Annotated in this window: 15 protein-coding genes; 8 read left to right on the forward strand and 7 right to left on the reverse strand. The window is 71.0% G+C overall.

All coding sequences use genetic code 11. The annotated features are described in order from the left end of the window. Positions 1-139: 139 nt before the first annotated feature. Together GA0070561_RS27735 and GA0070561_RS27740 are read left to right on the forward strand one after the other, a co-directional pair. The gene (locus tag GA0070561_RS27735; protein ID WP_091407003.1) at positions 140-1,222 is read left to right on the forward strand and encodes a LacI family DNA-binding transcriptional regulator; all 1,083 of its coding nucleotides are present in this window, start codon (positions 140-142) and stop codon (positions 1,220-1,222) included. A 147-nt stretch (positions 1,223-1,369) separates the two neighbouring features. Continuing rightward, positions 1,370-4,831: an alpha-glucuronidase family glycosyl hydrolase gene (locus tag GA0070561_RS27740; RefSeq protein ID WP_091407378.1), complete on the forward strand. Its 3,462-nt coding sequence runs from the start codon at positions 1,370-1,372 to the stop codon at positions 4,829-4,831. Positions 4,832-5,027: 196 nt separating this feature from the next. Here the strand turns inward: GA0070561_RS27740 and GA0070561_RS27745 are convergent, their stop codons facing one another. Beyond that, on the reverse strand, positions 5,028-8,027 hold the full coding sequence (locus tag GA0070561_RS27745; RefSeq protein ID WP_091407007.1) for a glycoside hydrolase family 95 protein: 3,000 nt from the start codon (positions 8,025-8,027) through the stop codon (positions 5,028-5,030). A gap of 470 nt (positions 8,028-8,497) precedes the next feature. Between GA0070561_RS27745 and GA0070561_RS27750 the strand changes: the two genes are divergently transcribed. Further along, positions 8,498-9,502 carry a hypothetical protein gene (locus GA0070561_RS27750; RefSeq protein ID WP_208603869.1) on the forward strand — a complete coding sequence of 335 codons (1,005 nt, stop codon included), beginning with the start codon at positions 8,498-8,500 and terminating at the stop codon, positions 9,500-9,502. A gap of 15 nt (positions 9,503-9,517) precedes the next feature. Here the strand turns inward: GA0070561_RS27750 and GA0070561_RS27755 are convergent, their stop codons facing one another. Continuing rightward, positions 9,518-10,321 carry a helix-turn-helix domain-containing protein gene (locus GA0070561_RS27755; protein ID WP_208603870.1) on the reverse strand — a complete coding sequence of 268 codons (804 nt, stop codon included), beginning with the start codon at positions 10,319-10,321 and terminating at the stop codon, positions 9,518-9,520. A gap of 167 nt (positions 10,322-10,488) precedes the next feature. On the opposite strand from GA0070561_RS27755, the gene GA0070561_RS27760 reads away from it, so the two are divergent. The 3 genes from GA0070561_RS27760 (at position 10,489) to GA0070561_RS27770 (ending at position 12,380) form a co-directional block, all read left to right on the forward strand. Beyond that, a complete protein-coding gene (locus tag GA0070561_RS27760; protein WP_091407010.1) occupies positions 10,489-10,833 on the forward strand; it encodes a DUF1330 domain-containing protein in 345 nt (114 codons plus the stop codon). Positions 10,834-10,938: 105 nt separating this feature from the next. After that, the gene (locus GA0070561_RS27765; RefSeq protein WP_208603871.1) at positions 10,939-11,814 is read left to right on the forward strand and encodes an alpha/beta fold hydrolase; all 876 of its coding nucleotides are present in this window, start codon (positions 10,939-10,941) and stop codon (positions 11,812-11,814) included. Between the two features lie 167 nt (positions 11,815-11,981). Then, a complete protein-coding gene (locus tag GA0070561_RS27770; RefSeq protein ID WP_146755469.1) occupies positions 11,982-12,380 on the forward strand; it encodes a hypothetical protein in 399 nt (132 codons plus the stop codon). A 15-nt stretch (positions 12,381-12,395) separates the two neighbouring features. On the opposite strand, the gene GA0070561_RS27775 is transcribed toward GA0070561_RS27770, so the two are convergent. The 3 genes from GA0070561_RS27775 to GA0070561_RS27785 all read right to left on the reverse strand — a co-directional run bounded on the left by GA0070561_RS27775 (position 12,396) and on the right by GA0070561_RS27785 (position 14,585). Then, positions 12,396-12,779: a hypothetical protein gene (locus GA0070561_RS27775; protein WP_244166472.1), complete on the reverse strand. Its 384-nt coding sequence runs from the start codon at positions 12,777-12,779 to the stop codon at positions 12,396-12,398. Between the two features lie 124 nt (positions 12,780-12,903). Continuing rightward, on the reverse strand, positions 12,904-14,073 hold the full coding sequence (locus GA0070561_RS27780) for a hypothetical protein (RefSeq protein ID WP_091407018.1): 1,170 nt from the start codon (positions 14,071-14,073) through the stop codon (positions 12,904-12,906). Next, the gene (locus tag GA0070561_RS27785) at positions 14,070-14,585 is read right to left on the reverse strand and encodes a SigE family RNA polymerase sigma factor (RefSeq protein WP_091407022.1); all 516 of its coding nucleotides are present in this window, start codon (positions 14,583-14,585) and stop codon (positions 14,070-14,072) included. The genes GA0070561_RS27780 and GA0070561_RS27785 overlap by 4 nt, the downstream gene beginning before the upstream one ends. A 367-nt stretch (positions 14,586-14,952) precedes the next feature. Between GA0070561_RS27785 and GA0070561_RS27790 the strand changes: the two genes are divergently transcribed. After that, positions 14,953-15,999 carry an SMP-30/gluconolactonase/LRE family protein gene (locus GA0070561_RS27790; RefSeq protein WP_091407025.1) on the forward strand — a complete coding sequence of 349 codons (1,047 nt, stop codon included), beginning with the start codon at positions 14,953-14,955 and terminating at the stop codon, positions 15,997-15,999. A gap of 51 nt (positions 16,000-16,050) precedes the next feature. Here the strand turns inward: GA0070561_RS27790 and GA0070561_RS27795 are convergent, their stop codons facing one another. Next, a complete protein-coding gene (locus tag GA0070561_RS27795) occupies positions 16,051-16,689 on the reverse strand; it encodes a hypothetical protein (protein ID WP_091407027.1) in 639 nt (212 codons plus the stop codon). After that, positions 16,686-16,847 (reverse strand): hypothetical protein, encoded by a 162-nt coding sequence (locus GA0070561_RS33785; protein ID WP_167362504.1) that lies wholly within the window; start codon positions 16,845-16,847, stop codon positions 16,686-16,688. Before GA0070561_RS33785 ends, GA0070561_RS27795 begins: the two co-directional genes overlap by 4 nt. A 62-nt stretch (positions 16,848-16,909) precedes the next feature. Between GA0070561_RS33785 and GA0070561_RS27800 the strand changes: the two genes are divergently transcribed. Next, a complete protein-coding gene (locus tag GA0070561_RS27800) occupies positions 16,910-20,992 on the forward strand; it encodes a tetratricopeptide repeat protein (protein ID WP_091407030.1) in 4,083 nt (1,360 codons plus the stop codon). The last annotated feature ends 17 nt before the right edge of the window (positions 20,993-21,009 follow it).

The raw sequence follows: 21,009 nt of genomic DNA on the forward strand, positions 1-21,009 counted from the left end.
GGCGCGCCACGGCGGCAACGGGTTGCCATGTATTGCCTCGCGCGAATGTGATCGGGCTGCCGGATTGTTGCGGGGGCATTGCCGAGTATTCACGGCCGCCATACCATGATCACGGCGCGTAGCCGGGAGGAGCATGCAGATGCCCGACCACATCAGGCCGCCGGGACAGCGAGTCACGATCTACGACGTCGCCCTTGAGGCGGACGTTTCACCGTCCACGGTGTCCCGCGCCTTCTCCCGACCGAGTCGCGTCAACTCCGAGACCGCCGAACGGATCCGGCAGGTCGCCGAGCGGTTGGGCTACCGGACCAACCCCCTCGCTCGCGCCCTCACCACGTCGCGCACGCAGATGATCGCGCTGGTCATCGCCGACATCACCAACCCGGTGTACGCCGAGATCGTGCGCGGCGCGCAGGAGGTGGCGGCCGACGGCGAATACACCACTGTGCTGATCGACGCCCAGGAGTCCGACCGGCTGGAACGGGCGGCTGTCGAACGCACCATGTCGACAGTCGACGGCATCGTGCTGGCCAGCAGCCGGATGTCCGACTCGGCCATCCGGATGGTCGCCAAGCAGCGGCCGGTGGTGGTCCTCAACCGCGCTCTCGCCGACGTGCCGTGCGTCGTCACTGACGACCCTCGTGGGGTGCGGCGGGCCGCCGAGCACTTAGGCGAGTTGGGGCACGACCACATCACCTACGTCGCGGGGCCGCAGGCGTCCTGGCCCAATGGTGTGCGCTGGCGCTCGCTGCTCGAGGCGGGCATGGAGCTGGAGATCAAGGTTCGCCAGATCGGGCCGTTCAGCCCCACCCTGGCGGGCGGTGAGCGGGCCGCGCAGGAGCTGTGCGCGCGTCCCGCGACGGCGGTCCTGGCCTTCAACGACCAGATGGCCATCGGGATCATCCGCGGTCTCAGCCGGATGGGCGTCAACGTTCCGGGCGACGTCAGCGTCGTGGGCTTCGACAACATCCTCGCCGCCGACATCGTCACGCCCGGTCTCACCACCGTCGCGGCACCGCTCTACGCGGAGGGCTCGGCCGCTACCCGGCACCTGCTCACGATGATCGAGGGGGCACCCGGGCACACCGGTCGGCCGATGGTCCTGCCGGTACGCCTCGTGGTCCGCGACTCGACGGCCGTGCGCAACCCGAGCCCCGGTCGGGCCCGACCAGCGTGGGTACGGCAGCGGCCCGTTCCCGGCCCGGCGGCCCACCTGCCGTGAGGGCCGAGCGGCCCCGCGACAAGAAACGACAACTCGTTGCCGGGGCGGAGCCACGCCGGGAAGGATCGACGCGCATCCATCCAGCAACGTCGTTGCGCTCGCGGGACGGGCCGAACGGCGTCCCAGTGAACGAACGAGGAGATGGTGATGAACCGAGCTTCGGTGCCCCGGCTACGGCGAACCCTCATCGTGCTGGGCACGGCACTGGCCACCGTCGCGGCTACCCTCACTGTCGCCACCACCACGCCGGTCGCCGCGGCCCCGTCGCCGGACGACTACAACGGCTCCGACCTGTGGCTGCGGTACGTGCCGGTCGACGACGCGAAGCTGCTGCGTGACTACCGCCGCGCGGCCACGGCGATCGTGGTCGAGAACGCCGACGCCACGAAAGCCCACCGGCACACGAGCGACCTCGCCATGGCCCCCGATTCGAGCGAGAAGCTCGTCGAGACCACGCTGGGCGCCGCCCGGGACGAACTGGTCCGCGGTCTGGGCGGGCTGCTCGGTCAACCGACACCCGTGGCGACGGTCGACGGCGGCACGGTCCCGGACGGCGCGGTCGTGGTGGGCACGCCGACGAGTTCGCCGCTGGTGGGCCGCACCGTCGCGACCCGCGACCTGGCCAAAGTAGGCGACGAGGGCTACCTCGTCCGGTCGGTGTCGAAGGGCAGGGCACGCTTCACCGTCATCGCCGGCAACACCGACCTCGGCGCGCTGTACGGCACCTTCGCCTTCCTCCGGCTGCTGCAGACCCAGAAACCCATCGACCACCTCCGTGTCGCGGAGTCACCGAAGATCAAGCATCGGTTGCTGAACAACTGGGAGACCGAGCGTCTCTACGCGGGCAACAACGCCTCCGGTATCGGCGGGCTGAACGGGGAGAGCGGGGCGATCTTCAACTTCGCCGCCACCGGTGCCAGCGCCGGCCGGAACCTGCCCGTCATACTCGACCGCTACCTCGTCATGGCCCGCGCGCTGGCGTCGCTGGGCATCAACGGCATCACCATCAACAACGTCAACGCCGACAACGCGTACCTGACGAGCACCCGCATCGCGCAGGAGGCGGCCCTCGCCGACGCGCTGCGTCCGTACGGCATCAGGCTGGGTCTGTCGATCCGCTACACCGCGCCCACCGACAGCCGGTTCGCGCCCGACACGCTGACCAACAGCCAGCTCGATCCGTACGGGGCGGATTTCCGGGGCTGGTGGCACCGCCGGGCCCAGCAGATCCAGGCCGCGATCCCGGACTTCATGGGCCTCACCGTCAAGGCCAACTCCGAGGGCCAGCCGGGGCCACAGGACTTCGGGTACGACCACGGTGACGGCGCCAACGCCATCGCCGCGGCGGTGGCGCCGCTCGGGATGACGGTGCACTGGCGGACGTTCGTCTACAACGCGGAGGTCGACAACGACCGGCTCAAGCGGGCCTACCTGGAGTTCGGGCCGATCGACGACGAGGTCCAGGCGGACGGCAGCCGGGGGCGCTTCGCCGACAACGTGTTCCTCCAGACCAAGAACGGGCCACTGGACTTCCAGGCCCGGGAGCCCATCCACCCGATGTTCGGCCGGATGGAGAACACCAACCAGGCCCTGGAACTCCAGATCACGCAGGAGTACACCGGCCAGAACTGGATGCTGGCCTACCTCGGCCCGATGTACGAGGAGATCCTCAAGACCGACACGTACGCGACCGACGCGAACGGGAAGCTGCTCAAGAAGCGCCTGGTCGGCAACATCGTCGACGGGACCGCCCAGCACCACCCGGACACCGCCATCGTGGGTGTCGCCAACCTCGGCAACGCGGACAACCTGACCGGGCACCACTTCTCCCAGGCGAACCTGTTCGCCTTCGGACGTCAGGCGTGGGACTGGACGCTCGACTCGGCGGACATCGCGACCGACTGGACGCGGATGACCTGGAGCAACGACCGGCGCGTCGTCGACACCATCCGCGCGATGATGATGGGCTCGTGGGAGTCGCTGGTCAGCTACCAGACGCCGCTGGGCATCGGCCACCAGTTCGCCGAGGGCGCCCACTACCGTCCCGACCCCGCCGACTGGGCGGGCCGTGACGACTGGAGCCCGATCTACTACAACAAGGCCGACAGCGTCGGTCTGGGCTTCGACCGCTCCCCCACCGGCAGCAACCTGGCCGCCCAGTACTTCCCCCGGTTGCAGCAGCGCTACGGGAACATCAACTCGGTCCCGGAGAACCTGCTGATGTGGTTCCACCACGTGCCGTGGGGCCATCGGATGGACAGCGGCCGGACGTTCTGGGACGAGCTGGTCTACCGCTACCAGATGGGCGTCCAGTACGTGACCTGGATGCGGGAAACCTGGGACGCACTCCAACCCGACATCGACGCACGCCGGTTCGCTGAGGTACGCGCCAAGCTGGCGGTGCACGAGGCGGACGCCGCCGACTGGCGGGACACCTCGGTGAACTACTGGAAGGAGTTCAGCGGGCGGGACATCCCGGTCGACGACGCGCCACTGTCGGCGACGATCGTGGTGAACGGGAAGAGGTTCGGCGGCTTTAACCTGTCGGACACCTCGTACACCATCCCGGTGCCGGCCGGGGCGTCGCCGACCATCACGAAGGTGCGGACGGCCGACCGGAAGGCCCGCTACGAGATCATCTCCCAGGCGGCCGGCGTACCCGGTCAGGCGGTCGTCAAGGTCACGACGGAGAGCTTCTTCGGCCCCCTGGTGAAGAACTACGTCTTCAACCTGGTGCCCGACACGACGCTGACGGCAGTGCGCGTCGACGGTAAGCGTCTGGAGTCCTTCGCACCGACGGTGCTGCGCTACAACGCCCTCACGCCGGCCGGCACCACGACAGTGCCGACGGTCACCGCCAGCGCCGCCGACCCCGCCGCAACGGTCACGGTCGAGCAGGCGACCAGCCCCACCGGGCAGGCCCGGGTCACCGTCACCAACGGCGGAGCCTCGTCGGTCTACACCGTGGACCTGAACACCACCATCACCGGCAGCGACGAGTTCGACTCGGCTCAGCTCGGCCCGCAGTGGCAGTGGGTCCGGCCGGACGAGAGCAGCCGGCGTCTGGCCGACGGGTCCCTGGTCATCACCGCGCAGCAGGGCGACCTCCAGGGCACCGCCAACACCGCGAGGAACCTGACCCTGCAGGACGTCGACGGCGACTGGACGGCCGAGTCCCGTGTCGTTTTCTCCCGCCCACTCGCCACCAACAACGAGCAGGGCGGAGTGCTCGGGTACGCGGACGACAACAACTACGTGAAGCTCGCCTGGGAGATGGGCAACGCGACCGCGGCCGTCAACAAGACCCGGATCGTCTTCCTGCGCGAGCAGAACGGCACGGCGTCCACCCTGGAGATCACCGGAGCCGACGCCCAGCGGATCGTCGGGGCCGACGGCGCCATCTGGCTGCGACTGACCAAGATCGGGGACAGCTACCGCGCCTACTACTCCACCGACGGAAGTGTCTACCGCTACATCGGCTCCCAGACGCTGAACGTCGAGCCGACGAAGGCCGGGCTGCTGGCCTTCAACCGGGCCGGCACCTCCACCGACCTCGACGTCGCCTTCGACTACTTCCGGATCGAGAGCCGCGGCGAACGTATCCGCTGAACCGGCATGTCGATGTGCTGTTGAGCGGTATACCTCAGAGTCATATTCATACCTCTGAGGTATACCGCTCAATACCGCGTCCGCCCCGACGAAGGCGACCGACGGTCAGGACCACCGCAGCACCGAAAGCCGCGACCGGGCCCGTCCCCGGTGGGGACGGGCCCGGTCGTGCTCCCCCGAGCAGGATCCGTTGCTGTCAGCCCCCGATCGCGATGGCGAAGATGTGCATGGTCGGCACGTTCGTCGCGGGCCGGGCGCTGATGTTGGGCAACACGACCGAGGCCACCGCCTTGCTCTGCAACGCGACACCAACGTAGTAGATGCAGGCGGCGGTGGCCTGGCGGACGTTGTTGGGCCGGTTCTGGTACGCCGACACGATGGCCGCGGTGCCCCCGGAGTGCGGCCCGCCGTACCAGTCGGGCGTGCTCAACGTGAACGTCTGGCGGGTGCCGTCGGCGTAGACCACGGTGCCGGTCCCCGACACCGCGCCGTAGGTGCCGGTCAGCAGGAAGCCGAGCGTGCTGCCGGTGCCGGTAACGCCGATGGTCTGGCCCGAGGCGATGGCGTTGTCGGCGGCCCCGGAGCTGACGTTGGGCCAGCGGAAGTTGACGCCGTTGCGGCTCACCGTGCCGCCCGGGCTGGCACCGGCCTGCGCCAGGGCCTGCGCGGAGAGCGAGGCCCCGCCGCCGTCGAAGTTCCCGACGTTGGTGTTGCTGTCGCTGGTGATGCCGACGTTGCTGAAGCTCTGCTCCAGCGTCGGCGTGGTGGCACCGGAACCGGTGACCCGGTAGGTGCGTCCGGCCTGCACTGTGACGTCGATCAGGTCGGACTCGATCCGGGTGGTCCGGGCCGCCGTACCGTCGGCGGTGTCGACCACCGTGACGGTGCCGGTCAGGATCCGGGAGCGCAGGCGGACGGTGCCGGCCCGGTCCGGTCGGATGAGGATCTCGGTGGCCACACCGCTCGCCCAGGTGATGCCGACCGTGTGCCCACCCCGACCGCGCAGGCCGGTCACCCGACCGCTCGGCCAGGCCGGGGGCAGCGCGGGCAGGACGTGCAGCTCCCCGGTGTGGCTCTGCAACAGCATCTCGGCGATGCCGGCGGTGGCGCCGAAGTTGCCGTCGATCTGGAACGGCGGGTGCAGGTCGAACATGTTGGGCGCGAGCCGCGCGGTGGTGGCGAGGTAGCGGATCAGGTCGTGGGCCCGCTTGCCCTCCTCCATCCGAGCCCAGAAGTTGATTTTCCAGGCCAGCGACCAGCCCGTGCCGTCGTCGCCGCGCAGCGCCAGGGTCCGCCGGGCCGCCTCGAACAGCTGCGGAGTGCCGCGCTTGGTGATCTGGTTGCTGGGGGCCAGCCCGTACAGGTGCGAGATGTGCCGGTGGTTGGGTTCGGTCTCCACCCAGTCGTAGAGCCACTCCATGATGTTGCCGCGCGAGCCGATCTTCATGGGCGGGAGCCGGTCCCGGGTGGCGCGAACCTGCGCCCGGAAGGTGCTGTCCACGTTGAGGATCTCGCTGGCCCGGGCGCACGCGTCGAACAGGTCCCGCAGGATCTGGTTGTCCATGGTGGGGCCGGCGCACACGCTGGCGTTCGCGTGGTGGCTCAGCTCTGGCGAGTTCGACGGGTTGGTCACCAGGTAACCGAGGGTCGGCTCGGTCACCAGGGTGTTGAGGAAGAACTGCGCCGCGCCCTTCATGGCCGGGTAGTTCGTCCGCAGGAACTCGATGTCGCCGTTGAACAGGTAGTGGTCCCAGATCAACGTGGACAGCCAGGCGCCGCCGGTCTGCCACATGCCCCAGAACGCCCCGTCCACCACCGCGGTGGCCCGCCACGCGTCGGTGTTGTGGTGGGTGACCCAGCCACTGGCGGCGCCGTACTGCACCTGGGCGGTGCGCGCTCCGGCGACGGCGAGATCTCTGACCATGTCGAAGACCGGGTTGTGGCACTCGGCCAGGTTTGTGGTGTTGGCCGGCCAGTAGTTCATCGGCAGGTTGGCGTTGATCGTGTATTTCGAGTCCCACGCCGGGGCCAGCGAGTCGTTCCAGATGCCCTGGAGGTTGGCCGGTTGGGTGCCGGGCCGCGAGGACGAGATCAGCAGGTAGCGGCCGTATTGGAACAGCAGCGTGGAGAACTGCGGGTCGTTGACGCTGTTGTGCTGGGCGATCCGGACATCCGTCGTCTGGTCGGCCGCGGACGTGCGGCCCAGATCGAGAGTGACCCGGCCGAACAGCGCCTGGTAGTCGGCCACGTGCCGGCTGCGCAGCTGGTCGTAGCTGCTGGCCCGCGCGGCGGTGAGGCGCTGCCGGGCGATGCCCTGGTAGTCGCCGCCGACGTTGCGGTAGTTGACGTAGCTGGAGCCGATGGAGATCAGCAGGGTCACGCTGTTGGCGTTGGTCACCCGCAGGGTGCCGCCGGAGCTGGACACGCTGCCGCCGCTGACTGTCGCGTTGGCCAGGGCCAGGAAGCGGACCGCGCCGGTGACGCCCTCCATGTTTCCGGAGACGCCGTCGAGGCCGATCGTGGTGCCGTCCGGGCTGGAGACCGTGGTGCGCTGCGGGCTGTCGAAGGTGGCGGTGAAGCTGATCGAGCCGGTCCGGTCGGCGGTCAGTCGCATCGCGATGACCTGGTCGGGCGCGCTGGCGAACACCTCCCGCTGGTGACGAACGCCGTTCAGCACGTACGTCGTCGTGACGGTGGCGGTGGTGAGGTCGAGCGTCCGGTCGTACTGTGACGCTCCGCTGGCGGAACCGAAGGCGAGCCGCAGGTTGCCGACGGTCTGGTAGGCCAACTGGCCGCCGGGGTTGCCCATCATGGTCTGGTTGATCAGATCCTGGGCCTGGGTCCACTGGTTCGCGTTGACCAGCCGTCGGATCTCCGCGAGCGCTCCCGCGCCTCTGGGATTGCTGGGATCGTGCGGCCCACCGGCCCAGACGGTGTCCTCATTGAGCTGAAGTCGCTCGGTGTCGACGTTGCCGAAGACCATGGCGCCGAGCCGGCCGTTGCCGATCGGCAGCGCCCGCAGCCAGTCGGTCCCGGCCCCTTCGTCGTACCAGAGGGCGAGGTCCCCGGCGGCCAACACCTGCGGCGGCGCCACCGAGTCCGCTCGTGCCACGGCGGTCCAGGGCACCGGCAGGAGAGCACCACCCGCGCCGGCTGCGCCGATCTTGAGGGCCTGCCGTCGGGTCAGGTCTGACATCGATCCTCCAAACGGTGACCAGTCCGGCCACCCCGAAGCGTGACAACTATGGGACCCGACACGGGGATCCGCTTGGTGGGGCCAACCGGGCCCCTGCCTGAGCAGGCCGACGCCGGGCCTTGGCGAGCCAGACATCTGATGTGTTTCGGGAAGGTTACTCCGAGGCCACAGAATAGGCAACGGTCGATCGATCGATGGTCGCGGCGCCACTCCGGCCGGTCAGCAAGATATACGGGCGGATGAGCAGCGGCGTAGCGACGTGGCACAGCACGCCGATCCGCCAGAATCACGCCGCCGACCACCCACCCCGACGGGCATACATCAGATGTACGCGGGCGGGCAGCGGAGCCAGCCGCGCACCAGCTCCCACGTGCGCCCCGAAGCGGCTGAGGACTGCGGTTCCCGTACGCAATCGGGTTGTTCTCCGCCGGCGCACGGGTGACCATGGGCGGCATGGCGGGAGCTCGCGGGTGAGATCGCCTCTTCAGGGTGGACTACCGCCGGGCGGCGCGGTGGTGGTCGGGGCCGTCGTGGAGATCGCCTGCGACGAGTCGGGTTTCTCGGGCACGAACCTGCTGCACTCGACCGCCCCGGTGATCACGCACGCGAGCGTCGACCTGGCCGTCGACGAGGCGGTCGCGCTCATCACCGCCCTGCGGTCCAGGTTCCGGTTCGCGCCGCACGAGCTCAAGTCCGGCCGGTTCCTGCGCGGCTCGGGTGCGCAAGAGGCACTGGAGTGGTTCCTGGCGGCGCTGTCCGGCCGTGCGCACGTCCACCTCATCGACAAGGAGTTCTTCCTCGTCACCCGGATCGTGGACTTCCTGCTGGCCGAGCCGTCGTACGCGGCGGGCACCCGCCTGGCTCGCGAGCACCATCCGACGGCCCTCGCCCTGCACGAGGCCGGACGCTCGACCGGAGGCGACTGGGGCGCCTTCCTGTCGGCGTTCGTCGACCTGGTCCGGATGAAGCGGCGACTGCCGGTCGACCAGACCGTGCGGCGGTTCTTCCAGGCGCGGGACGCGCTGCGGCGACACGGCCTCGGCACGGTGGCCGACGCCGTCCTCGACGAGCTCAGCCCGAGCCAGGTGCGGGCCGTGGTGGCCAGGCTCGACATCGACGACCGCACTGTCCCTCCTCCACTGGAACCGCTGCTGCCGGCGCTGGCGGAGACGGTCCTGTCCTGGAGCGGCGGCCAGCGGCAGGTGCTGGTGACCCACGACGAGCAGAGCGCCCTGACGGCCGACCGGCTGACCCGCCTCCAGCGGGTGTTGGCCGACGGCGACGCGTCGGCGGCCGGCGTCCACCGGGCCGGGGCGTTGCCGAACGGGGTGTCGCCCCTGGCGGGGCTGGTGGTTGTCGACTCCCGTGACGATCCGCGCGTCCAGGTCGCGGATCTCCTCGCCGGAGTGGCCCGACGGATGCCCGGCATCATCGACGACGCGCTCCGTCAGCCGCCGCCCGTTCCCACCGGGTGACGGCAGCGGCGCTGGTCACGAGTCGGCGCGGGCTCGGAGGGCTTGCGTGGTCGCCGCGTCAGCGGGAAAGAACGCCTCGACGGCCAACCCGGCAACTGTGACCTCGCGCGGCGTACCGAAGAGGGTCGTGGTGCTGACGAGGGACAACTCCTGGTCACCGTGCCGGTAGCGCAGCGGGACGAGAACACGTGAGAGGGCATCGCTTGTCGGTGTCGTGTCGACGTCGCCACCGGGATAGCCGCGAAGCTCCTCGTGCAGGTCGTACAGGATCGGGTCGTTTGTTGTCGCCGCCTGCTGGCGCAGCCGTTTCAGCAGGTGGGCACGCCACTCGGGCAGGTTGACGATGCGCGGCGCCAGACCGTCGGGGTGCAGGCTGAGGCGCAGCACGTTGATCGGTGGGGTGAGCAGGTGGGGCTGCGCGTCCATGGTGAACAGGGCGACGGCAGGGTTGGCATCGACGAGGTGCCAGTGCTGGTCCACGAGCAGCGCGGGGTACGGGCTGTGACCGGCGAGGATCTGCCGTACGGCCGCCCGTACCGGTGCCAGCTCGGGGTCGCTCAGTTCATGGCGGGGGTAGGCGGGCGCGTAGCCGCCGGCCAGCAGCACCGTGTTGCGCTCGGCCAGCGGCATCTCCAGGTGTTCGGCCAGCCGCAGGATGAGGTCGGGGCTCGGCCGGGATCGCCCGGTCTCGACGAAGCTCAGGTGCCGGGCCGACACTCCCGCCTCGATCGACAGGTCGAGCTGGCTCATTCCGCGAGTCCGGCGCCAGTCGCGCAGCAACTCCCCCACTGGTCGCCCGTGCCGGGTCGAGATCGTCACTCGCCGACCCTAGTTCCGCACCGACAGCCGGGCCATTACCTCAGAGGTAATCGACAGCCCACCACGACGCGGGAAAGATCGCTTCCGGAACGACCGATCCGGTGCCGTGAGGCGTCGGCCACCACCGCGACCCACGTCAGAGAACCAGACCCGAAGGACGGACAATCATGACCGCGTACGCGCTCGCACACCTCCGCAAGGCACCCGTCCACGCCGAGGTGCTGACGTACCTGGAGCGAATCGACGCCATCCTCGCGCCTTTCGGGGGCCGGTTCATCGTCCACGGCGGTGCCATCGACGTCCTGGAGGGCGACTGGCCCGGCGACGTGATCGTCATTGAGTTTCCCGACTTGCAGCAGGCCCGCTCCTGGTACCAGTCCAGCGATTATCAGGAGATCAAGCCCTTGCGGACGAGGCACCTCACCGGCGAGGTGATTCTCGTCGACGGAGTCGAGTCCGGGCAGGACTCGTCGCAGCTGGCCGCGGCCATTCGCCGCGCCACCGATCGGTAGCACCTGACCTTCTCCCCGCCAGGGCACCAGCGCCGTCCCGAAGAACCGATGGCTCGCCGCCCGCACGGCACCCTGACACGGGTCAGCCGGCCGTAGTCTCATCGGATGCAGGACATCCAGACGCACACCCTGGCTATTCCCGGCGTCGACCTGGTCTACGACGTCCGCGGCCCGCTACCTCCCACTGGCGCCCATCGTGCGCTACTCATGATCGGCCAGCCGATGGCGGCGGAGGGCTTCACCGCGCTCGCCCCGCACTTCACGGACCGCACGGTCCTCACCTACGACCCGCGTGGTCTGGGCCGAAGCGTCCGCAAGGACGGTCGGTCCGACCACACGCCGCAGCAGCAGGCCGCCGACCTGCACGCGCTCGTTCAGGCGCTCGAGGTCGGTCCGGTCGACGTGTTCGCCAGCAGCGGCGGCGCAGTGACCGCACTCGAGCTGGTCGCCACCCACCCCGGCGACGTCGCCACCCTGGTGGCGCACGAACCGCCGATCAACGCGGTGCTCCCCGACGCCACGGCCGCCGAGCGCGCCCGAGCCGGCTTCTACGAGGCGTACCAGGCGAAGGGCTCGGGTGCGGGAATGGCCGCGTTCATCGCCATGACGTCCTGGCAGGGCGAGTTCACCGATGCCTACTTCGCCCAGCCCGCTCCCGATCCGGCGATGTTCGGCATGGCCGCCGACGACGATGGCACCCGGGACGATCCGCTGCTGTCGCAGAACTCGTGGGCGATCACCGACTACCGTCCCGACGCGAGCGTGCTCACCGCCGCGCCCACCCGGATCGTGGTCGCTGTCGGCGAGGAGTCGGCCGGCACGTACACCGCTCGCACCGCCCTGGGCCTCGCGGCGCTGCTCGGCCAGGAGGCCGTGGTGTTCCCGAGCCACCACGGCGGGTTCCTCGGCGGCGAGTTCGGCTACGCGGGTAAGCCCGAGGAGTTCGCCGCGCGACTGCGGGAGGTACTGGACGCGGGCTGACGCCGGTGCCGGCGACAGCGGCCTCGCACCCGCGTTTCGACATCGCTCAGGTATGGACGGACCTGGCCACGATCGGTCTCAGGTGGCCGACCAGCCGTATCGTGAGACGCGGAGACGACGATCCGCCGTCTTCGATGAACGCCACCGCAGCGGTCGAGGAGAACGAGATGACTGGTCTGGCGACCATCGGCGCAATCGTGGGCGTCCTGCTCGTCGGTCTCGTGGTCCTGGTCCGCAAGCCGGCCAACACCCGGTCGGTGCTCAGATGGTCGGCCCTGGCGATCACCGCGCTGGTGGCCGCCGTGCTGGCTCCCTTCACCGTGGACGACTCGGGCAGCGCGGCCAGTTATCTGCTCGGCGTTCCCGTTGTCGCGGCACTGCTGCCCGTTCTCGCGCAGCGGATCGGTCGACTGACAGTGGTCGCCGATCTGGTGGCCGCGCTCATCCTCACCGGATGGGGTCTGCTGCTCGGGCTGGGCATCGGTGTCGCGTTCCTACCAGCGGTGTTACTCCTGATCGCCAGCGCGGCGGGCACCTGGGCACCGCGACCGTCCACCACCACGTGACCTGGTCACTCGCGATCAGCCGTCCGGGGTGAACAGCCCCTGGACGCCGACGACGATGGCGATGAGGCCAAAGATCGCGAGCAACAGCCGGACCCCGGTGGCACCGTCCGACTGATCGGCGCGCGGCGTCGACCGCCCGGTCAACCGGCCCCACAGCAGGGCGAGCCCCACACCGATCCCCACCACCTCGAAGTGGAACACCCGGGGCCCGGAGAGCATGTGGACGATGAGGTAGTAACCGCCGGTCACCAACGCCACGAGGCCGACCACCCACGCGATCGGGGTGGCCCGGCCGGCGAGGCGGCCCAGGTCGTCGCCGACCCGCGGCAGCAGCCGCAGCACCGCCACGGCGAGCAGGAAGCCACCGACGATGTTGGCGAGGTCGAGCAGCAGAGCCATTATCACGGGAAGTCTCCGTCGATCGGGTGATCAGCCGGTGGGAGCGTACCCACGGACCCGCTCGGTTGAAACGGTCCGGACGGCACGCCCCCACGACGGAGTTCAGGCTTCGCCGCTCAACCCCTCAGCGTGTGCACCGCCATACCAGCGGCCGATACGCCTGGTTCTCGTAGACGGCCCCGACCACCGTCAGACCGTCGTCGCTGATTCCCTCGGCCGTGTACGTGCCCGCCTCGGTCGCCCGGACCTCGGGTCGACCCGGCAACCGGCGGGAGGTGCCGTCCGGGGCCACGACCAGCGGCGCACCGTCGACGACCAGCACATCACCATTGCCGGCGATGCCGCTCGCCCCCGGGAAGGGCAGCAGGCTCACCGCCCCGGTGGCGAGATTCCACCGCACCGGCAGCATCTGCACCGCGCCGCTCCGTTGGCCGCCGGGAACCATGCCGATCGCCCATTCGCCCCGCGCCGAGTCGACCGACGCCCGCGGGTAGCCGTCGGGCACTGCCAACGCCGCCCCGACGCCCCGCGGCGTCCACCGGTAGGGCCGATCGCCCACGGTGCCGACGATCGTGCCGTCCTCGGTGATCCCGGTCGCGGACGACCCCCGCTGGCCGATCAGCCGGTACTTCTGGGGGTTTTCCGTCGACCACAGCACAGCCTGGTGCGAGTCGTCGGACTTGCGGGCGGTGCCGACGATGTCGCCCCGACCGTTGACGGCGTGCACGAGCACCGCGTCGTAGCCGGGCGGGGTGGCCAGGAAACGCAGCTTCCCGTCCCGGTACAGCCAGCCGGTGCCGTCGCCGTTGGTGCCGACCACATCGCCACGGCTGCTGACCGCGGCCGCGTGCCGCGCGGTCGCCGGCAGGACCACCGGCCGGCCGTCGGTCCACAGCACGACCCGCCCGTCCTCCCGCCCGGTGCCGATGTCGCCGACGATGTGCCGTCCGGTGGGATCGACCCCACTGGCCACCGCGACCGGACCGCCGACCGGCTGCGGCAACCACGACGCCTGGCAGGTGACCGGCGGGCGCGGGGCGGCCGACCCGGTCTCCGCCGGTGACACAGCGATCGCCGGCATGTTGGGAACCCGCGGGCTGGTGGTCCCGCCGACCTGGACGGCACCCACGACACCGACCCCGGCCAGCACCGTCAGCGCGGCGAGTCCGCCGACTCGGCGACGCTGGCGGCGCCGCCGGCCGTCGCGGACCGCCCGGCTCAGGTCGACCCGCGGCTCCGGTACCGGCACCGAGCGCAGCATCTCGGCGATCCGCTGATCGTCCACCGTGGTCATCTCGGGCTCCTCACTGACATCTCGGTGACGTCGAGCACCTGGCGGACGGCCGCCAACGCCCGAGCAGTCTGCGACTTCACGTTGCCTTCGGAGCAGCCCATCGCGGCGGCCGTGTCGCTCAGCGACAGGTCGCACAGGAACCGCAGGACCAGCACCGTGCGCTGGCCGCGCGGGAGGCGGGCGAGCGCCGCGAGCAGGCTGTCCCGCTCGGCCAGGTCGTCGTGCGGCGTCACCGGCGAGCGCTCCGGCTCCGGCACCGACCCCAGCAGGCGAACCTTCGCCCAGCTCAACCGCTTCTCATCGACGAGCTTGTGCACCAGCATCCGATGTACGTACGCGTCGACGTTGTCGGCCCGGCTGACCCGGCGCCAGTTCACGTAGAGCGCCGTGACCGTCTGCTGCACCACGTCGTCGGCCAGATGGGCGTCGCCGCACATCAGGAACGCGGTCCGATGCAGGCTCGGCAGTCGCGCGGAGACGTACTCCACGAACTCACCCTCGGCATCCACCATCGAGGCTCCCTCCTCCGCAAGCTCGACGGGACCGGACCATCATCAGGTTGCGTCCCGTCGAAGAACGCTCGGAAGGCCTACCGCCCGGCCGCCGCGCGCCACGGTCTCAGCCGACGGCGCTGGTCACCGCTGGTCTGTCCACTGTGGTCGTACCGGAAGGATTTCCGGAGACGGTTATAGCATTGACCAGCGTCTTTGTGTTTAGGATCCGCGTTCCGCTCGGAATCAACGGCGAAAGATTGCTGCGGCTTGCGATTTCATAACCTAGGCTCCCGAATATCCACATCGACGGCCCGCCCTCACGCCGTGCCAGCCACCGACCTCGCACGCCGGCCATCGCCACCCTCGACGCCGATTGGAGTATTCGATGACCTGGCGTCCAACCATCGCCGCACTGGCCGGCCTGTGCCTCGCGGTCACCGCCACCCCGTTGCCTGCCGGTGCTGCCGCCGACGCTGCGCATGTCAGCGCTCACGCCGCGCTCGCCGGTCCGCCCGGCGCACCGCCCGGGGCCTGCCCGACGGGGGCCAGTTACGGTCCACCGCTGCCGGCCAGCACCGTGACGGCCCCGCGAATCCAGGGCGGGTTCACGTTCCTCGAAGGGCCGGTCTGGGTCGCCGACGGCGGCTACCTGCTGATGTCGGACATGACCGCCGGCACCGGGCCGTACAACGTCCAGCCGTCGACGATCCGCCGGTTCACCCCGCCGGCGAGCTTCGACACGTTCATCGCCGACGCCGGCAGCAACGGCCTGGCACTCAGCGCCGACGGCCAGCAACTCGTCGCAGCCACCCACGACCAGCGCAGCGTGTCCGCGTACCGGTTGAGCGACCGGGCCCGCAGCACCGTCGCGGCGAACTACCAGGGCCGGGCGTTCAACTCGCCGAACGACGTCGCGGTCCGCTCCGACGGCGTCGTCTACTTCACCGACCCCAACTTCCAGCGCGGCAACCGCCCCGACCAGATGAGCGGACGTACCAGCGTCTTCCGCGTCTCCAACGGGCAGGTGTCGCTGGTTGACGACCGGTTGCGCCAACCCAACGGCATCTCGCTCTCGCCGGACGGGACCGCGCTGTACGTGGGCGCCTACTCCGAGAACAAGATCTACAAGTACGCGGTCCAGCCCGACGGCAGCATCGGCGCCCGCAGCGTCTTCGTGAACTACATCGGCGGCCCGGACGGCGGCACGATCGACTGCGCCGGCAACGTGTACTGGACCTCGGGCGGGGACTCCCTGGTCCATGTCTACTCCCCCACAGGCACCCAGCTCGGCACGATCCGCTCCGGCACCTCCGGCACGACCAATGTGGCGTTCGGCGGCCCCGACCGGCAGACCCTCTTCGTCACGTCGGGCCGGTGGGGCGACTCCGGGCTGTATAGCGTGCGACTGAACGTTCCCGGATATCCGTACTGACCGACGGCTGGATGGCACGCCGCTTCCGTCGTAGCCCGACGAGGCGGCGCGCTATCCGGCGGTCGCGGCGATGAACACCACCGCCCCGACCACCACCAGGGCGGCGGCCAGGAAGGTCTGCCGGCGGGCCCGGCGCAACGCCTCCCTGACCTGCCAGGCGTGCGCCGTGGCGAGCAGCCAGCGCAGGTACGGGTCGGTCCGGGCGATGTTGCGGCGCGCGGTGGCGAGCCCTGCGCGGAGGGCGGCCCGCTCCTGCGGCGGAGCCGTCGACAGGCGGCAGGTGATCTCCGCGGCGATCCGGCGATGACGCAGCAGACCGTCGACGTCACCGGCGTACCCGCCGAAGTGGTACCAGGGCTCGGCCTCCAGCCGCTCGCGCAGGCCGCGCAGCTCCGGCCCGGTGAGCGTCGCCGGCGTGGTCATCGGCGGGACGAGCACCTCGCTGGTCCGCCAGATCGCCCAGGCCACGCCGAGCAGCGTCACCAGCAGACCGCCGCCCGCCCACGCCGCATGAGCCCAGTCGTTGACCTTGCCGGCGGCGATCAGCGGGCCGCCGCCGAGCAGCAGCGCGCCCACCGCGCCGGCCGAGGAGATGATCCACCGTGCCGCCGCCCGACTGTCCGCGACCGAGTCCAACGGGGACGGCAGCGCGTCCAACCCCGCGCCGCTCGTCGGCGACTCCCCGGTCATCGGGGGTCGTCGCGGAAGACGACACCCAGCGGGCCGTTCCCGTCGTCGGGCAGATCGGTGTACGGAAGCCAGCGCTGGCCGTCGAAGAACTCCAGCTCGCCGCTGTCGTTGATCCGCACGGCGTTGACTTGCGCAAGCTCCTCAGGATCGTCAGCCATGGATACAGTATCGGTCAGTCCGGCAATCCACCCCGGCGTCGGGGCGTCCGCAGGGAGCCTTCGTGATCCGGTTGACCGTCAGCGCGACCGACGTGGTCCTGGCCGTCCGGGACGACCGGCACCGACACCCGGTGGGCCCAGCCGATCAACGCACCGCCGACCTGCTCTGGCGGCTGCGCGGCGGCCCCTCGGTGGAGCTGTCGTACGAGGTCGGCGTCGCGCTCGGCCGCCGCTTCCTCGACGCACCCGGCCCGGCCCTGCGCGCTGAACTGGCCCGCCCCGGCCGGCACCGGCTCGGCATCGAGGTCGTCGACCCGGCCCTGGCCGATCTGCCCTGGGAGACCCTGGTGCTGCCCAGCGAGGAACTGCCGCTGGCGCTGCACCCCGACGTCGACGTCTGCCGGACCGGCCCCGACACACCGGCACCCACGGTCCGGGTGGACGGCCCACTGCGGATGCTCGCGGCGATCGCGAGCCCGGACGACTCGACCCAGCCGCTGCTGGACCACGAGCGGGAACTCGGGCGGATCCTCGGCGCGGTGGAACCCGGGCATCGGCACGGGGTGCGGGTGCGCGTCCTGGAGTGGGGCAGTGCCGCCGCGATCCGGGCCGCCCTCACCGAGGAGCCGTTCCACGTCCTGCACGTCTCCAGTCACGCGCGCCCCGGCGCGCTGCTGCTGGAGACCCCCACCGGCACGGAGGACCGCGTGGACGCCGCGCGGTTCCTGGCCGAGGTGCTGCCGCCCGGCCGGAGCGTGCCGTTGATCGTGCTGGCCGGCTGCTCCACCGCCCGCCAGGATCAGCGGGAGCTGCCCGGGCTGGCCGGCGCGCTGCTGACCCACGGCGCGCCGGCGGTGTTGGCGATGAACGGGACGGTCAGCGACGGGTACACCATCGAGTTCTGCGCTCGGCTCTACGAGCGGTTGGCCGCCCACAGCGAGCCGGAGCTGTTGGCGGAGGTCTCCGCCGTACGCCGGGAGCTGGCCCCGACCGCCGCCGAGTGGTGGATGCCGACGCTGTTCCTGGCCGACCCCGGGCTGCGGCTGGCCGGCGGACGGGACGGCGCGGCCGTCGCCGCGCCGCCCGGCCAGTCGCTCGTCGGGGACGGCGTGGTGCGCGCACCCACGGACTTCGTGGGCCGCCGGGAGATCCTGCGCCGGCTCTCCCGGGGGAAGCTTCGGGTGCTCGTCCACGGCATCGGCGGGATCGGCAAGACCAGTCTCGCCGCGGAACTCGCGCGGCGGTTCCGCGACGCCTGTGGCATCGTCGTGGCGACGCACGGCGACGCCACCGTCGACGGGATCCTGGACGAGCTGCGCCGCCAGGTGGAGAGCCGATGCGCCGGAGCGGCCCCGGACGACCCGCTGCGGCGATGGCTCGTCGCCCTCGCCGAGCCGGGCCAGGACTGGCGGCGACGGTTGGACGCGATCGGCACCGGCGACCCGCCGCTCCTGCTCGTCCTCGACAACGCCGAGGACGCCCTGAACGCCGAGCACCGGTTGGCCGACACGGACCTGGCCGCGTTCCTCGCCGCCTGGGCGTCCCGCCACGAACTGGTCGTGACCAGCCGGCACCCGTTCCCGGTCACCGGTCTCGAAACCTGCCACCTCGGTCCGCTCTCCTGGCAGGAGACCCGCAAGCTGCTCTGGCGGCTGCCGGGCGTGGGCCAACTGCCGCCGGCGGAACAGCAACGGATGTGGCACCGCCTGGGTGGTCACCCGCGCGCGCTGGAATACCTCGACGGCCTGCTACGTGGTGGCAGCGCCCGATCCGACGAGGTCGCCGGCCGACTGGCCGAGGCCGGCGGTGGCCGGGGCGCCGGGTCGGCGGAGGTCGGCACGCCGCTGGCCGAGGCCGGCGCGCTGGCCGCCGAGGATGTGCTGCTGCCCCGGCTGCTCGGCCGCCTGGAGGCCGTCCCGGCGGCCCGGCGGTTGCTGCTCGGTGCGGCGGTGTACCGCACCCCGGTGGACCGGACCGGCCTCGCCTGGCAGCTCGCCGACCCGGCGGACGGCGACGACCCACCACCGGAACCGGCGGGGCTGGACGAGTCGGTCGAGACGCTGTCACAGCTGGGGCTGCTCGCCCCGGTGGCCGGGGGCCACCTGGTGCACCGGTGGACGGCGGCGAGCCTGCTGCGGATCGCCGGCCGCGACGCGGTGGTCGACGCGCACCGCCGGGCGGGCCGTTACTGGGGCTGGCGGACCCGGTCCAGCACCGACCAGCACGACTTCATCCGCCGGGCCGTCGAGGCGCGGTACCACCACCTGGCCGCAGGCGACACCGACGAGGTCGTCACCTACTCCGAGCTGGCCTGCCAGGAGTTGCACGCGGCCGGGCACTGGGCCTGGGAGGAGAAGATCTGGCGGGAGCTGCTGCCGATGGCGCCCTCGGGCTCGGCGCGCGGGGCGAGCTTCCTGAAGGGACTCGGCGACGTGCACCTCAGCCGGGGCGAGTACCCGCAGGCGACGGAGCGCTACGAGGCGGCGCTGGCCGTCTACCGGGATCTCGGCGACGACAGCGGAGTCGGCAAGCTCCTGCACCAGTTGGGCCTGGTCGCGGACAACCGGGGTGACCGGGCGACCGCGGACCGGCTGTTCCAGGAGGCGCTGACGATCCTGAGCGGGCTCGACGACCGCGCGGCGGTCTCCCGGACCCTGCACCAGCTCGCCGGCATCGCCCGCGGCAACGGCGACGCCGAGCTGGCCATGTCGCGTTACCTGGAGGAGCTGGCGATCGCCCGGGACCTCGACGACCTGGAGGGGATCGCGGCGAGCCACCACCAGATCGGCGTACTCGCCTTCGAGGCCCGGGACCTCGTGAAGGCGGAGCGGTGCATCCAGGTGGCGATCACCACCTACGGCCGGTTGGGCGTCCGGGTCCAGCAGGGCAGCGGGCTGGTGATGCTCGGGCGGATCGCCCTCGCCCAGTTCGCGTACGAGACCGCCGAGGAGCGGGTCCGCGCCGCCCTGAAGATATTCGAGGAGGTCGGCAGCAACGGTCACATCGCGGAGTGCTCGCTGCTGCTCGGTCACCTCTCCCGCGACCTCGACGACCTCGAATTCGCCGAGAACTGCTTCGCCCGCGCCCGGACGATCGTCGCGGCCCTCGGCGAGGACCGGCTGCTGCGCCGCTGCGACGAACTGCTCGGCAGCGTCCGCACCGTCCTCGGCCGGGCCGCCGAGGCGGTGCCGCACACCCTGAACGCGATCGGCGGGGACGACGAGCCGCCGCTCCAGGCGGCCCTGGAGTGGCTGGCCGTGCAGCGCCTGGAACTGGGCGCGCAACCCTTCTCCGCCCTGCTGGCCCGGCACCTCGACCCGCGGCAGGCGGCGCAGCGGGCCGAGTGGGTCGAGGCGTACCTGCGGTTCCGGTTCGACGTCTCCCACCCGACGCCGCTCGGCAGTGGGTACGTCCTGCTCGCCATCGCCGCAGCCCAGGCGGGTGAGTTCGGCATCGCCCGGATGTGCCTGCTGCGGGCGTTGCCGATCTGCGCCGCCGCCGGCCACCGGGCGGGGGTCGCCAAGTGCCACGAGGACCTCGGCCGGGCGGCCCTGGAGACCCGCCGGCTGACCGAGGCCCGGTCCCGGTACGAGCAGGCGCTGGAGGTCTACCGCGTGCTGCGCCACGAGCCCAACCAGGCCATCGTCCTGCACCAGCTCGGCCGGGTCTGCGAGGAGCAGGAGGATCTCGCCGGCGCGGATGGGTTCTACCGCCGCTCCATCGCGATCAAGAAGCGGCTCGGGAACCGCTCGGGCGTCTCCAACAGCACCTTCCACCTCGGCCGGGTGGCCGGCCTGCGCGGCGACCGGGCCCTGGCCGAGCGGTGCTACCGGACCTGCCTGCGAATCGACCGCGAGCAGGGCAACTGGGAAGAGGTGGCGCTGGACCAGGTGGCGATCGGGCAGTTGCGCGTCGAACAGGGCCACCCGGCGGAGGGCATCCCGCTGATCGTCGAGGCCCTGAGCATCGACCGGCAGATCGGGTCGACGAACGCGGCGCTCGACCTCAACGCGCTGCGCGAACTGCGGGCCGGGCTCGGCGACGAGGCGTTCACGGCCATCCTCACCGACGCCTTCGGCCCGGCCGGCGCCGTCGAGGTGCTCAACCTGATCGCGGTGCTACCGTCCACGGCCGAGCCGACCTGACCCACCCGGCCACCCGT

Origin of the sequence: Micromonospora saelicesensis, from assembly GCF_900091575.1 — a bacterium.
Lineage (GTDB): Bacteria > Actinomycetota > Actinomycetes > Mycobacteriales > Micromonosporaceae > Micromonospora > Micromonospora saelicesensis.

Bases quoted from the DNA above. Each gene is read 5' to 3' on its own strand.
- GA0070561_RS27745 (WP_091407007.1), bottom strand. From the start codon at position 8,027: ATGTCAGACCTGACCCGACGGCAGGCCCTCAAGATCGGCGCAGCCGGC.
- GA0070561_RS27785 (WP_091407022.1), bottom strand. From the start codon at position 14,585: ATGGTGGATGCCGAGGGTGAGTTCGTGGAGTACGTCTCCGCGCGACTG.
- GA0070561_RS27775 (WP_244166472.1), bottom strand. From the start codon at position 12,779: ATGGCTCTGCTGCTCGACCTCGCCAACATCGTCGGTGGCTTCCTGCTC.
- GA0070561_RS27780 (WP_091407018.1), bottom strand. From the start codon at position 14,073: ATGACCACGGTGGACGATCAGCGGATCGCCGAGATGCTGCGCTCGGTG.
- GA0070561_RS27790 (WP_091407025.1), top strand. From the start codon at position 14,953: ATGACCTGGCGTCCAACCATCGCCGCACTGGCCGGCCTGTGCCTCGCG.
- GA0070561_RS27760 (WP_091407010.1), top strand. From the start codon at position 10,489: ATGACCGCGTACGCGCTCGCACACCTCCGCAAGGCACCCGTCCACGCC.
- GA0070561_RS27765 (WP_208603871.1), top strand. From the start codon at position 10,939: ATGCAGGACATCCAGACGCACACCCTGGCTATTCCCGGCGTCGACCTG.
- GA0070561_RS33785 (WP_167362504.1), bottom strand. From the start codon at position 16,847: ATGGCTGACGATCCTGAGGAGCTTGCGCAAGTCAACGCCGTGCGGATC.
- GA0070561_RS27735 (WP_091407003.1), top strand. From the start codon at position 140: ATGCCCGACCACATCAGGCCGCCGGGACAGCGAGTCACGATCTACGAC.
- GA0070561_RS27740 (WP_091407378.1), top strand. From the start codon at position 1,370: ATGAACCGAGCTTCGGTGCCCCGGCTACGGCGAACCCTCATCGTGCTG.
- GA0070561_RS27795 (WP_091407027.1), bottom strand. From the start codon at position 16,689: ATGACCGGGGAGTCGCCGACGAGCGGCGCGGGGTTGGACGCGCTGCCG.
- GA0070561_RS27770 (WP_146755469.1), top strand. From the start codon at position 11,982: ATGACTGGTCTGGCGACCATCGGCGCAATCGTGGGCGTCCTGCTCGTC.